The sequence below is a fragment of the Hyphococcus formosus genome, from assembly GCF_046736345.1.
GTDB classification, from domain to species: Bacteria; Pseudomonadota; Alphaproteobacteria; order Caulobacterales; family Parvularculaceae; genus Hyphococcus; species Hyphococcus formosus.
This window is the reverse complement of record NZ_CP157210.1, coordinates 2,535,380-2,548,710: the sequence shown is the minus strand read 5'-3', so window position 1 is coordinate 2,548,710 and position 13,331 is coordinate 2,535,380. Positions and strand designations below refer to the sequence as shown.

Annotated in this window: 13 protein-coding genes and 1 tRNA gene; 7 read left to right on the top strand and 7 right to left on the bottom strand. The window is 53.4% G+C overall.

Annotation, left to right across the window (positions count from 1 at the left end):
* The first annotated feature begins 118 nt into the window (after nt 1–118).
* Nucleotides 119–1,012, top strand: a complete 894-nt coding sequence (locus ABFZ83_RS11760) for a hypothetical protein (RefSeq protein ID WP_411816745.1) — start codon at nt 119–121, stop codon at nt 1,010–1,012.
* Between the two features lie 195 nt (nt 1,013–1,207).
* On the opposite strand, the gene ABFZ83_RS11755 is transcribed toward ABFZ83_RS11760, so the two are convergent.
* Nucleotides 1,208–1,282: transfer RNA gene (locus ABFZ83_RS11755), tRNA-Gly, on the bottom strand.
* Nucleotides 1,283–1,406: 124 nt separating this feature from the next.
* Here ABFZ83_RS11755 and ABFZ83_RS11750 point away from each other — a divergent pair.
* The 6 genes from ABFZ83_RS11750 to ABFZ83_RS11725 all read left to right on the top strand — a co-directional run bounded on the left by ABFZ83_RS11750 (nt 1,407) and on the right by ABFZ83_RS11725 (nt 6,842).
* Nucleotides 1,407–1,976 (top strand): prolyl-tRNA synthetase associated domain-containing protein, encoded by a 570-nt coding sequence (locus tag ABFZ83_RS11750; RefSeq protein WP_411816744.1) that lies wholly within the window; start codon nt 1,407–1,409, stop codon nt 1,974–1,976.
* 90 nt (nt 1,977–2,066) lie between these two features.
* Entirely contained in the window at nt 2,067–2,996 is a 930-nt protein-coding gene (locus tag ABFZ83_RS11745; protein ID WP_411816743.1) for a tetratricopeptide repeat protein, read from the top strand.
* 15 nt (nt 2,997–3,011) lie between these two features.
* Nucleotides 3,012–3,647 (top strand): LON peptidase substrate-binding domain-containing protein, encoded by a 636-nt coding sequence (locus ABFZ83_RS11740; RefSeq protein WP_411816742.1) that lies wholly within the window; start codon nt 3,012–3,014, stop codon nt 3,645–3,647.
* 32 nt (nt 3,648–3,679) lie between these two features.
* Nucleotides 3,680–3,859, top strand: coding sequence for a Trm112 family protein (locus tag ABFZ83_RS11735; protein WP_411818830.1), 180 nt, complete (start codon nt 3,680–3,682; stop codon nt 3,857–3,859).
* Nucleotides 3,860–3,946: 87 nt separating this feature from the next.
* A complete protein-coding gene (locus ABFZ83_RS11730; RefSeq protein ID WP_411816741.1) occupies nt 3,947–5,425 on the top strand; it encodes an AMP nucleosidase in 1,479 nt (492 codons plus the stop codon).
* Nucleotides 5,426–5,432: 7 nt separating this feature from the next.
* Nucleotides 5,433–6,842, top strand: a complete 1,410-nt coding sequence (locus ABFZ83_RS11725) for a serine hydrolase domain-containing protein (protein ID WP_411816740.1) — start codon at nt 5,433–5,435, stop codon at nt 6,840–6,842.
* Here the strand turns inward: ABFZ83_RS11725 and ABFZ83_RS11720 are convergent.
* The 6 genes from ABFZ83_RS11720 to ABFZ83_RS11695 form a co-directional block, all read right to left on the bottom strand.
* Entirely contained in the window at nt 6,839–7,990 is a 1,152-nt protein-coding gene (locus ABFZ83_RS11720; protein ID WP_411816739.1) for a dATP pyrophosphohydrolase, read from the bottom strand. The two genes, ABFZ83_RS11725 and ABFZ83_RS11720, sit on opposite strands and share 4 nt — an antisense overlap.
* A gap of 80 nt (nt 7,991–8,070) precedes the next feature.
* The gene (locus ABFZ83_RS11715; protein WP_411816738.1) at nt 8,071–8,580 is read right to left on the bottom strand and encodes a DUF2141 domain-containing protein; all 510 of its coding nucleotides are present in this window, start codon (nt 8,578–8,580) and stop codon (nt 8,071–8,073) included.
* Between the two features lie 116 nt (nt 8,581–8,696).
* Complete coding sequence (gene spt, locus ABFZ83_RS11710) at nt 8,697–9,905, bottom strand: serine palmitoyltransferase (RefSeq protein ID WP_411816737.1); 1,209 nt, start codon at nt 9,903–9,905, stop codon at nt 8,697–8,699.
* A gap of 2 nt (nt 9,906–9,907) precedes the next feature.
* Nucleotides 9,908–10,171, bottom strand: coding sequence for an acyl carrier protein (locus ABFZ83_RS11705; protein WP_369312616.1), 264 nt, complete (start codon nt 10,169–10,171; stop codon nt 9,908–9,910).
* Between the two features lie 54 nt (nt 10,172–10,225).
* Nucleotides 10,226–11,155, bottom strand: coding sequence for an NAD-dependent epimerase/dehydratase family protein (locus tag ABFZ83_RS11700; RefSeq protein WP_411816736.1), 930 nt, complete (start codon nt 11,153–11,155; stop codon nt 10,226–10,228).
* The gene (locus ABFZ83_RS11695) at nt 11,152–12,951 is read right to left on the bottom strand and encodes a fatty acyl-AMP ligase (RefSeq protein ID WP_411816735.1); all 1,800 of its coding nucleotides are present in this window, start codon (nt 12,949–12,951) and stop codon (nt 11,152–11,154) included. Before ABFZ83_RS11695 ends, ABFZ83_RS11700 begins: the two co-directional genes overlap by 4 nt.
* Nucleotides 12,952–13,331 lie beyond the last annotated feature (380 nt).

Below are 13,331 nucleotides of genomic sequence, written 5' to 3'. Positions count from 1 at the left end.
AACGGATTAGCGCTGAGTGCGCTTTTGTCAAAAAAAATTCTTCGAACATACATTGCTGCGTCACCCATCATATTGAGGGCAACGCTATGAGAGATCTAAATTCACAAAGGTGTCTTCAATGCGTTTGTCTAAAATTATCGTCGCTTTATTGCTCTGTACACTCATAAAATCCCCGCTCCATGCGGCCAGCGAAGATTCAAAACGCGAGGCGCGGCGTGCGGCCTGGGCGGCGATCGGCATTGAAGATTATCAACCGCCATCGGTCAGAGAATTGAGCGCTACAACAATCGCCGAATACCCAGCGATCGAAGCTGGCCAGGGCGCAGCGGCGGACGAGAAATATTTCTACGCCATCGTCAATTATGTGATCGGCAAATATCGGCGTGATAATGGTGAGCTTGTCAGCCGCTGGGTCGGTACGCGCGGTGGGCCGATCCGTCACCTCAATAGCTGCTATGTCGAAGGTGCTAAGTTATTTTGTGCAAACTCAAACCATCCGCAATTGCCGATGGCGAGTTCAATAGAAATCTTCGACACCAAAACCATGACACATCTCGAAAGCAAAAGCTTTGGCGTGATGGATGAGGGGTCCTTGGTCTGGTTTGATCATTATAAGGATGGATGGATCGCCGGCTTTGCCCATTATGACGACGAAACAGGTCTGCCCTTCAAAGATCATAGCTACGCATCGGTTGTGACTTATGACAAAGAATGGCGGCGCACCGGCGGATATGCACTGCCAAAAACCATCCTTGATCGGATGGCACCCCAAGCCGCATCAGGCGGGGCCATCGGTGATGATGGCCGCCTCTATCTTTTGGGCCATGACCGCACAGAAATGTATGTGATGGAATTTCCGAAAATGGGTCCGGTGCTTGATCATGTGGCGACAATTACCGTGCCGACCGAAGGGCAGGCATTTGCCTTTGATCATAAAAACCCGCGGCAGGTCTGGGGCATTAGTCGCCCCCGCCGGAGCGTTGTTCATTTTGAACTGCCGGTGCTGGAATAGGGATAAAAACCCCGATCAAAACCTGTGGCTCCGAGGCATGCCAATCGATCACGCTATGGTGGATGGCTGCAGAGGGGGTAATTGCGCGCTCGCGGCGGTCACAGAAAAGGCCCGTCGCGATTGAGCGGCCTTAAGCCACCTAATTTGGTAGCGCGCTTTTCGGTGAATTTTGAAAATTGGGTAAAGTTGGAAAACTGGAGCGGGCGATGCGATTCGAACGCACGACCTAAACCTTGGCAAGGTTTCGCTCTACCCCTGAGCTACGCCCGCTCACTGACGTATTCTGCCAACTTGATGGTCGACAGGGGCCGCTATATGCACGAGGGAACGGGGCTTTGCAAGCGGAAACATTCGCTTCTTTGCATTCTTGGAAAAAATTATGAGAAGGACCCTCATGGCGGTAGCAAATGACAGTGAAAAAGTGGCCCAATCGCTCCCCGCGGGAGCCGCGACACGGAAGGATCTCTTTGATTTTCTGGATAATCTCGGCATTGCGCATCGGACGGTCGAGCATCCGCCAATTTTCACCGTAGAAGAGGGCCGGGAACTGAAACAGCAATGGCCGGGCGGACATTCCAAGAATCTTTTCGTCAAAGACAAGCGCGGGTCGCTTTTTCTTGCGGTTGCGCTGTCGGATACCCGGGTCGACCTGGTGGGCCTCGGCAAACGACTTGGCGCAAAAGGAAGGCTCTCTTTTGGAAAGCCTGATTTGATGACCGAAACATTGGGCGTGATCCCCGGTGCGGTCACGCCGTTCACGCTCATCAATGAAAGCGCCAAAGCCCTGGCGCGGGTGGTTCTTGACCGCGCGCTCTTGGCGGCCGATCCGGTCTGGTTCCATCCGTTAGAAAATAACGCCTCGACGGCGATAAGTGCCGAGAATCTCGTGAATTTCGTCAAAGCCTGCGGTTTTGAGCCGGAAATCCTCGATTTAGCGAACCCACAAACCGACAGCGGCGTTTAAGCGCCCGAATATCGTATTTCTCTCGGGCGCGAGCGGTTGCGTTTCGGGCCCCGGGCCCTCATTTATTGGGGTAAGAAACGGAGAATTGGCATGAGCGAGATTTTGGGGATGGGCGGCGCGCCCGCGAATGGTGGCGGCAGCGCAATCAAAGACGTGACGATTGAGACTTTCGAGCAGGAAGTTCTTGCGGCGTCGATGACAGTGCCAGTGATTGTCGATTTTTGGGCCGAATGGTGTGGCCCCTGTAAGACACTGGGCCCGATGCTAGAGCGCGCCGTTTTGGCGACCAATGGCAAGGTGCAGATGGTCAAAATCGACATTGATAAAAACCAGATGCTTGCGTCTCAGATGCGTATTCAATCGGTGCCAACCGTTTATGGCTTTTTCCAAGGCCGGCCCGTCGATGGCTTTCAGGGCGCGATCCCGGAAAGCGAAATCAAACAATTCATCGAACGGCTTGTGCAAGCGGCCGCTGGCGCGCCCGGTGCGAATGGCCCGGAAGAAGATTACGTCGCCATCGGGCAAGAGGCCTACGACAATGGCGATCCGACCACTGCGGCTCAATATTTTGCTCATGCGGCGCAGCAGGACAACGAGAACGTTGATGCGCTCGCCGGGCTTGCCCGGTGTTACCTCGCGCTGGGGAATGCAGAACAGGCGCGCCAGACCATTGCGATGGTACCCGAGGCGAAAAAGAACGACCCTGCGCTCGATGGTGTAAAAGCGGCATTGTCAATTGCCGAAGGGCATCAGGGTGGTGAAGACCTCGATACGCTGAAAGCAAAGGTCGAGGCGAACCCTGCCGATCTTGATGCGCAGTTTGCGCTGGCGGGCGGTTTTCTTGGTGCCGGTGCCATGGAGCCGGCAATCGATACCTTGCTTGATATTATTGAACGTGACCGCACATGGAATGACGAGGCGGCGCGCAAGAAACTCTTGACGGTTTTCGAAGCGCTTGGTCACACCCATCCGGCAACCGCCGCAGGGCGACGCCGTTTGTCATCGATCCTGTTTTCATAGGAGGCGTCTGCGCCCATGAGGCTAGAGCCGACACCGCAAATTTTACCGTTGTTCCCACTTGATGGGGCAATGTTGTTGCCCGGCGGGCAGTTGCCGTTGAATATCTTTGAGCCACGATATTTGCGGATGGTCGATGACGCGCTTGCGGGCTCACGGCTTATCGGCATGATCCAGCCGCGCGAAGGCACGGATGCCTCGCGGCCCGAGCTATATGATGTCGGTTGTGCTGGTCGGATCACGTCCTTCAATGAAACCGAAGACGGCCGCTATATTATCAATCTGACAGGCACGCGCCGATTTAAACTTGCCGAAGAGCTTGTGTCGGATACGCCCTATCGGCTCGCGCGTCCCGACTGGGCCGCATATGAAATCGATGTTTTGCGTGACAACAGTGTCGACGACATTGATCGTGATGATTTACTCGAAGCATTGAAGCTTTATCTTGATGCGGAGAATATGGCGGTCGAATGGGAGAAGGCGACGTCCGCGCCGACCGAGGCGCTGGTGGTTTCCCTTGCCATGGGGTGTCCGTTTGCATCGAACGAAAAACAGGCCTTGCTCGAAGCTGAAACCCTCGCGGAGCAAGCGCAATGCCTGAAGGCGCTGTTGGCTTTTCCCGGCGGCGAGGATGAAGAAACCCCGCTGCAATAAGGTGACCTGATATGACCAACGACCATGCGAGCATCGACCCTAAATTGCTGGCTGAACTTGTCTGCCCACAAACCAAGGCGACATTGGTTTACGACCGCGAGAAAAATGAATTGGTAAGTAAGAAAGCCCGTCTGGCTTACCCGATCCGCGACGGTATTCCGATCATGCTGGTGGACGAAGCGCGCCCGCTTTCGGACGAAGAAGCGCGGTAAAACGCGGCGTTTTTCGTAAAAAACTGGAAAAATTGCGCCAAGAGGTGTAAAGGACGGGACTTTTTTATTTTTTGGAGGTGAATTGGCATGGCATCGACCGTGGATTTTGACGTACCCGCTACCGACCTCGTCGCTTGTAAAACGCCTCAAGAAGCGGTCGACCGTTTGATCGCGCTTTATGACGAAGCCCACAAGTTGATTGCCGACCGGTTTGACCGGTATCTGGCCGATGATGACAATTTGGAGCCAAGTTCCGACCGGGATACGGGCGGTTTCTACCCCTATTTATGTGCGGTGGTGCCTGCGGAATCTGCGCCCCAGACATCGAAACTGGCGCTCGGACAGATCTCCTCAAATAGCGTCCATGGCGCAACCATTACCCAACCGGCCTTGTTCGCGGATTATCTCAAAGCCCAGATTACGCGCACGATTGAACGCTATGCGGCGAAAATTTATGTAGGCAAATCCCGCACGCCAATTCCGCTGACCTTTGCACTGGAAAAAGCAACGGCGCTTTTAACGCCAGACAAGCGCCGGAAATTGCAGCACCATTTCCATACGCCGAACTTGGTTGCAACGAATGATGATATTGTTGACGGCGAATTTATTCTGAAACGCCATGGCGCAATGCCGTTGTCTTTGTTTACGGCAGAGCGAATTGATTATTCGTTGCACCGGATTCAACATTACACGGCAACACGGCCTGAACATTTTCAGGACTATATTCTGTTCACGAACTATCAGCGCTATGTGGATGAATTTGTCGAATATGCAAAAGGTGAGATCGAAGCAGGCCGTGCGGATGCATTGATTGAACCCGGTGAGCGGATCACGACAAAAGACGTTAAACCTAAAGAAGGGCCGGTGCCGCGCTTGCCGCAAATGCCCGCCTATCACATGGTTCAGAATGGACATAAGGGTATAACCCTTGTGAATATCGGTGTTGGTCCGTCAAATGCGAAAAACATAACCGATCACCTGGCGGTATTGCGCCCACAGGTTTGGTTGATGATCGGCCATTGCGGCGGCTTGCGGCGGTCCCAACGTCTTGGTGACTATGTTCTGGCGCACGCTTATCTGCGCGAAGACAACGTCCTTGATGATGTGCTGCCGCCATCAGTGCCGCTGCCAACGCTGGCAGAGGTCCAATTGGCGCTGACCCGCGCCGTTCAGGAAATATCGGGTAATGTCGGGCGCAAATTAAAAGAGCACCTTAGAACCGGCACCGTTGTGACCACCAGCGACCGCAACTGGGAGCTGCGCTTTGAACGCAATGCGGTTCGGCTTAATCAGGCGCGGGCCATCGCCATTGATATGGAATCCGCAACCATCGCGGCGAATGGCTATCGGTACCGTGTTCCGTATGGAACGCTTTTATGCGTTTCTGACCGGCCGCTTCATGGTGAAGTTAAATTACCGGGCATGGCCGATGCATTTTATCAGGAAAGCGTAAGTCAGCACCTCGAAATCGGCGTTCGCGCAATTGAGGTCTTGCGACAGGAAGAACAGGCAGGCACATTGCACTCACGCAAGCTGCGTAGTTTTGATGAGCCGTTCTTCCGATAGGGTACTGATGATTAAAAAAATTGCCGTTAGCCTTTGTGCATATGTCGTTGCGTTTCCGGCATATGCACAAGAAAACATTCGCGGTATTTATTCTGATCAAATCGACGAAATTTTTTCGCAATATAATGAAACAACACCCGGCTGCGCTGTCGCCGTCGATCAACAGGGTGCGTTGATCCATCTTGACGGCTATGGCATGGCCGACCTCGAACAGGATGTGCCTATTCGGCCGGATACGGTGTTTTATGCCGGGTCGGTGTCGAAACAATTTGTCGGTATGACAGCCATGTTGCTCGATCATGACGGGCGTATTGATCTCGACGAGCCGGTGCGCACATATCTGCCCGCGCTGCCGGATTATGCGGATCGGATTACCGTTCGCCAGACCCTTCATCATACCAGTGGCCTGCGAGATTTTTTCTGGCTTTTCTATCTTGCCGGTAAGCCCGCAAATTACGTCATCACTGAGCCGGCCATCATGGAAATTCTTGCGCAGCAAGAGGGGCTTAATTTCGAACCGGGCACGCAATATGCCTATAGCAATTCGGCCTATTTCCTGATCTCACAAATCGTCAATGCGGTTTACGGCGATAACCTCGATGCTTTTGCGCAAGGGCGTATTTTTGAACCATTAGATATGGCGGATAGCCGGTTTCAGCATGATCATCGCCGGCTGGTAAAGCGTAAGGCCCATGGTTATGCGCCGCGATCCGGTGGCGACTATCTCCTTAGTGATTCAACGCTCGATGTTGTTGGATCGGGCGGTATGTATTCGACGGTGGTTGATCTCATTAAGTGGGACCGGAATTTTTACGACAACAAGCTTGGCGGCGGCGCATCGCTAATTGACGAGATGCAGCAATCGGCGGTTTTGAATTCCGGTGAAGAAACGGAATATGGCGTCGCTCTAAAGCTTACGCCCTATCGCGGTATAAGCCGTGTACATCATAATGGATCACTGGCCGGGTATCGATCGACCCTGCAGCGTTTTCCAGACGAGAAATTGACGATTGCTCTTTTGTGCAATTCTTCAAAAGCCAAACCCAGCGCCTATGCGACTGCAATTGCTGATATTGTTTTGGCTGAAAATATCGGCCCAAAAGACGAAGCCGCCTCAAAGCGTGACGATGCGTTGGCACCCTATGCGCTTTCTGCAACTGAACAACTAAGCTTTGTAGGGGATTATTATTCCCATGAGGTCGATAATACGATAACGATTGTTCGCGACGAAAAAGAATTGCGTATTCGCGGCATAATCGGATCGGACGACAAGCTATATCCGGTCGCCAATGATCACCTACGGCACTATGGCCGCGATTTCGACTTACTCTTTACCCGGAACAGTGATGGCGCAATCGAATCCTTTACGGTGAATAGCGCCCGGGCATCGGGAATTGTCTTTGAAAAACAACCCTAAAGCGGTTTTTCGTAAATCCGATAGGTCTTGTAAATTTCGCCGCCCATATCGAGCAACATGGCAATCATGGATTCGTTGGTTTCAAGAATCCATGATAATTCCGAATGAACGACCCCGCGCGATACATTGGCATGTTGCGCAACCTCGATGATTTTATAGGCAAGCGCCGTTCCAATCGGGCGACGATGGAGCTTTCGGCGAACGCCCATTAGAGGCATGCGTGCGCGCGGGACGTTTTTTACTTTTAGTCGCCACAATAGCTTTGCCCAGTTAAAGGGCAAAAGCTTGCCGCCAAAATCCCGGGCAACATGATTCACATCAGGGAGCACCAAGCCGAACGCCGCCGGTTCGCCATTATAATCGCAGAACACAATATTATGGGGCGAGATAATCGGGCGAAGCTCCTCGGCCATGTGTTCGACCTGTTCTGCCGTAAACGGAACAAATCCCCAATTATCGAACCAGGCATCATTGAAAATATCGACCAAGCGTCCGATTTCATTTTTAAAGTCTGACATATCGATATTGCGGATCGTGACATCCGCTTTCGACATGGCTTTATCTAAAAAGCGCTTCCGTTTTGGCGGGATCATGTCGCCATGGGGCACGTAACTCAGCGCATACATATCAATGGCTTTAGTATAGCCGAGGTCTTCAATCAGCTTTTGATAATAGCGGCGGCCATGAGGCATCATGACATAAGGCGCGGTGTCAAAACCATCGACCAACAGGCCGACTTCTTCATTGACGGAAAAATTAAACGGCCCTGCAATTTTCTTCATGCCGTGTTCGCGGCCCCAGTCTGCGGCAGTACGCAACAAGGCGTCGGCAACCTCTGGGTCATTGATCGATTCGAAGAAACCGAAATGGCACGCGTCATCATTATGTCGGTTTAGATGTGCCTCATTGATGATCGCAGAGATGCGGCCGACTGGCTGACCGTCCTTATAGGCAATCCATAATTGGTGTTTTTGACCCTTGAGGATGATGTTCTTGTCCGCATTCAGTCGGTTCGCCAGTTCGAATTCGAGCGGCGCAACATAATTCGGATCATCCGCATAAATTGCATTCGGCACGCGAATGAATGCCTTGCGATCGGCGTCCGTAGCGACAGGACGGATTTCAACGGTGCGATGTTTTTCAAGCATGGCGGATCCTTCATATGGCCCGACTGAAAATCGGTTCCAAAGTGACTAAAGCGGATCAGCCGAAATGAAAAGCGCGGGCGCTAGTTCAATTTGATAAACACATGCGCAGGGTTATTTTCGGATACCGAAAATAGGGCTTTTTCGACAGGTGGCGGCGCAAACCGGACTTTTGGATTGTTCGAAATGCCCCACGGTTCTGCCGGAAGGCCGATGCCGTTCTTGTCGAAAATGCCATTGGCGTTGCCGTCATGATAGACGGACATAGCGAAGAGGCCGCTCTCAGGCGCGGTGATGCAAAACTTTGTCAAAGGGGCTTTGGCGGCAAATTTGACCTGCAACAACCGACCACGCCCGCGCAAAAATCCCTCTTCCTTGTTGGGAAACAAATCGGCCGTAATCAATCCGGTTGCGGCCTCAATGCCGCTGACAATCACGCGAATTTCGTTCGGGTCGCCTTTACAGCTGACATGATTAAACGCGTAATCTTCGGCTGTTGGTGGCGGCGTCTTTTTAGCCAAGGCGGTACTCGCCGCCATAAATGACGCGCTTGCTAAAAATGAAGTGGCGATAACGCCAATACGCTTTAACATTTATCCTTCATCCCTTTTTCTGAGCCCGACACATAATCCCCGTAATCGCCCATCAAGCGGCGAAAATATGGCGCTTATGAGCCTGACGCGATTGTGAAGGCGCGCGGGCTCCCCCCTCAGGCTTCTTTGGCTTGTTTAGACAAGATTTGCGACAAAGCTGTGTAGGCACTGACAACAACGTCCAAATCTTCCTCCGTATGGGCCGCCGAAACACTCAGGCGAAGAATTGACGTTGCATTTGGCGTGCCAGGTGGAATGGCGAGATTGACGTAAACACCATGCTCCATAAGGACGTTCCACGCCATAAAGGCTTGCTCTTTGTTCGCCAGTTTAACCGCGATGACGGGTCCGACCGGCGCGCAGGTCTCAAAACCCAACTGGGTGAAGGCTTCGTGGATACGCTTGGCGTTTTTCCAAAGGTTCTCGCGCATCGAGCTATCTGACGAGATCCGGCTGAGCGCCGCTGAGGCCGCCGCAATATTGGCTGGCGACGGTGAGGCGGTGAACATGTATGGACGGCTTGAAAAACGCAGATATTCAAGCTGCGGGTGATTAGAAGCAACAAAGCCGCCAATGGACGCCAGGCTTTTTGAAAAAGTGCCGGTGTAAAAATCAACCTGATCGCGAACGCCTTCGGCTTCGCAGACGCCTTGGCCATTTTCACCAAACACACCAAACGAATGTGCTTCATCAAGAAGAACATAGGCACCATGCTTATGGGCCACTTCGACGAATTCCTTGACCGGCGCAACATCGCCAAACATGGAATACATGCCCTCAAGGCAAACCAGTTTGCCTTTGACCTCAGGGCCGAGGCGCGAAAGACGCTTATCGAGGCTTTCAGGATCATTATGACGGAACCGGATTGTTTCAGCGCCGGAGAGCTGACAGCCATCATAAATGCAAGCGTGGCAATCGGCATCGATCAGAATAACGTCGTGGGGTGCAGCGGCGAGCGCAGAAATCGCACCGAGATTTGCCTGATAGCCGGTCGAAAAGACCATGCAATATTTGTAGCCAAGAAATTTCGCCAGATCTTCTTCGAGCTGCCGGTGGCCGGCATAGGTACCATTGGCAAAGCGTGAGCCAGTTGTCCCTGTACCAGACTCTTTCACGGCTTCCGCAGCCGCGTTTACGGCGCTTTCATCATAGGTCAGGCCAAGATAATTATTGGTTCCTGCAAGGACGATTTCTTTTCCTTCGACGATCGCGCGGGTCGGGCCCTTCATCTCGTCCATTTTGACGCTGAACGGGTCGCGCGGTGTTGCGTCGAGAAGGCTTTGCAAAAGTTTTGCGGTCGGCTCGAATTTGTCAAACAGGCTCATTGCTATGACTGCTCTTTCTTGATTTCGTGGATAGCATCGACCAATTCGCCGATTGTTTTGATTTCCGAGATCGTATTGACCGGAATGGAAATGTCGTAATTGTCTTCAATATCCATCACCACATCGAGCAACGACACGGAGTCGATCTCGAGATCCGCAATAATGTCTGTATCGCGGGTCATCTTGACGCCCTTTTCATTGAGCGGTTCAAGCAACGCGCAAATCTTGTGGAACACGAGATCGTCGTCTTCCTGAATGCCGGACATCGTTCTTTCTCCTTGATCGGTCATTAGCGAAAAGATGGCTAACTTGTCTTTACGCTAAAGCAAGCCGTTTTTTTGATACCAATGGATGGTTTTTGCAAACCCTTCTTTCAATGGAGTTTGCGGCCGCCATTCGCAAGCGTCGGACAGCAAATTATCGCGCGCAACCCAGTCGGGGTGAAAAAATTCATTAATCTGTCCCGCGCGGACGCTCGGATTGCGGTCAAAAGCGCGCTCAAAGCCTTGAACTGCGCCATGATAGAGCGAAATCACCCCGCGCGGCACCCGTAAAGGTTTAGGCCGCTTTCCCATGACCTCGCCAATGGTTTGGTTGATCTCGGCCCACGCAAAGCCTTCGGCGCGTTCATCACCAACCTCGTAAACCTGTCCCTTTGGCGCTGATTCCGCTGCCGAAATGAGTGACGAAGCCGCATCTTCGACGAAAAGAATGGAGGCGCGGGCCGGGCTGGGGGTCCGAGGCTCGAGAGCCAGACCGGCCTTGACCAGCTTGAAGACGGGTAGCGTAACCAAATCCCGCGGGCCGTAAATCGCCGGGAGGCGCAGGGCGATCCAGTTCTGACTGGCCTGTGCGATGGCCGCTTCGCTGTCGAATTTGCTTTGGGCGTAGGGGGATACTTGCGGCACACGCGCAGACATTGATGAGGTGTGAACGAACAAAGCCCCGGCGTCATGGCTGGCCGCTGCTGCCTCCACCGCGCCGGCGACATTGACATCGCGATAATCGGTGAGCGCCTTGGCGTGGGTCAGGCCCGCAAGGTGGAACACCACATCCGCGTCGGCGGCAAGATCGGCGAGCGCGGCTTTGTCACGCAAATTGCCTTTTATAACGCGCAATCGCGCCGCATTAGAAAGCCGCGCTGGATCACGCGCTAATGCGGAAACGTCCCACCCGTTTTTCAGTAGAAGGTCGATTAGCGCGGTGCCGACAAAACCGGTGCCGCCGGTGACCGCAGCGCGTTTCGTCAAATGCGGGCCTCTGCAAGTGGTCGTGGGGCTTCTGCCTGTGAGGTCTCTTCATTGAAGGCCCCATCAAGGTATTTCTGTTTTACCTTGGCGCGTGAAAGCTTGCCCGATGAGGTCATCACCATGGAATGCGGTCGGGCGAGAACGATTTCCGCCGGCGCGCCAACGGCGTTTTGTACGACCGAAGAAACTTCGCGCTTGAGTACCGCAAGCGCATCCGCATCAAGGCCGCGACGCTCGGCAACAACGACGATCCGTTCCGAGCCGCCATCATCGACAGAGAATGCCGCAACACCGCCGCCGCGCACACCGTCAACTTTTTCGACGGCCCATTCGATATCCTGTGGCCAGATATTGCGGCCATTGATGATGATCAAATCTTTTGCGCGACCGGTGATGACGATCTGGCCGTTGAGGAAATACCCCATATCGCCCGTATCAAGCCATTCACCATCATACATCGCAGCCGAAGATTCAGGATCGGAGAAATAGCCGGGCGTCAGGCTTGGCCCTTTAATAAAGATCCGTCCGACCTGACGTTCGTCAATGGCCTGACCATTCTCATCACGGACTTCGATGGCGTGCCCTTCGAGAGGACGACCGCATAAGACGAAACCGCGTTTGTGCTCAGGAGAGGTCACGGCCGATGCAGGCTGCGCAATGCCCGAGCGGGTGTAATGGCGCATGTCCACTTCGTCGACCATGACGTCTTCGTCGAGTTCAGGGAAAGAAATTGCGAGGGTTGCTTCGGCCATGCCGTAACTCGGCAGGAACGCAGTGGCGTTAAAGCCAAAGGGTTCAAACGCCTGAGCAAAGGCATTGAGCGCTTCAGGGCGAACCATATCGCCGCCAATACCGGCAACGCGGACGGCCGTTAGGTCGATCGCACCCGGCTCTGCGCGTGCAGAGCGTTTTGCCGCTAATTCATAGCCGAATGAAGGGCTATAGGTGATCGTTGATTTGTTCTCGGTGATGATCCGCAACCACAAAAGCGGCCGGCGAACAAAGTCAGAGGTCGCAAGGAAATCTACGCCCACCTGACAGGTCATCGGTGTAAGAACAAAACCGATCAAGCCCATATCATGATAGAGCGGAAGCCAGCTTGTGGCGCGGTCGCCATTGCGCAGCCCCATGCCGTGGCGGGCAATTGCGGTCAGGTTTGCACAAACTGTGCGCTGCATGCCGATGACACCCTTTGGCGCGCTGGTCGAACCTGAGGAATATTGAATGTAGCAATATTCGTCCGGACCGAATGGCTCAGGCTCTTTGTCGCCATCATCAAGCGCGTTGAGTTCATCAAAATCGAGAACCGTATCGCAATCGGCTTGCGCCGCTGCGTCTTCGAGGAATTCGCGAAGATTAACCGGACCCACGGCGGCGTCCGCTTTTGCACCCGCGATCATCTGGCGGATCTGGGTGATATATCCATCCTTGCCGCCAAGATTGACCGGCATCGGCATCGGCGCTGGGATGATGCCCGCATATTGGCAAGCATAAAAAGTTGTCAGGAATTCAGGGCTGGTTTCAGCCACAACCGCCAACCGGGCACCGCGCTCGAACCGACCGGCGAGCTTTCGTGCCAATGCTTTGGCGTTATCGCGCAAGGTCGCATAGGACAGGGCCGTCGAGACTTCACCGCGTAAGTTAAAGAAAGAATAGCCGGTTTCACCTTGAGCCGCATAGTCGAGCGCTTCGACGACTGTTGAAAAACCACCCTTTTTCATTGCCAGCGTCTTATTGCTGGTAGGGGTTGGCAGGTTTGCTGGTTCTTGATTGCCAAGGTCTGGGTTCACGGCCATTTACTACGCCCCGCACTTTGCCGGCTTAGACCGGCTCGTTGGTTTCCGGTGTTACCCGGAGATTATAAAACGGCTTACGCCGTCGACTTCGCCCACCAGCCATGGCCGGCAGTTTTACTTTGCTGCCTTTAAAGAGCCTTGTCACCTTCTGGCACACGATCACGTCTGCCTCCAGCCCAATTCTGCAACAGATTTCCCGGCTGTTTAGTGACAACACCCCTCAAGCCCATGCCAAAACATGGGCCCACGGCGCTAATCCTCAGCCGATACAAGGGCTTGGGTCAACGGGCAAGCCCTTTACTTACTGCAATGCATCAAGAATTACGGCGAGATGTTACAATATGCGCACAAATCCACCCGGATAATTGATCAATATTGGC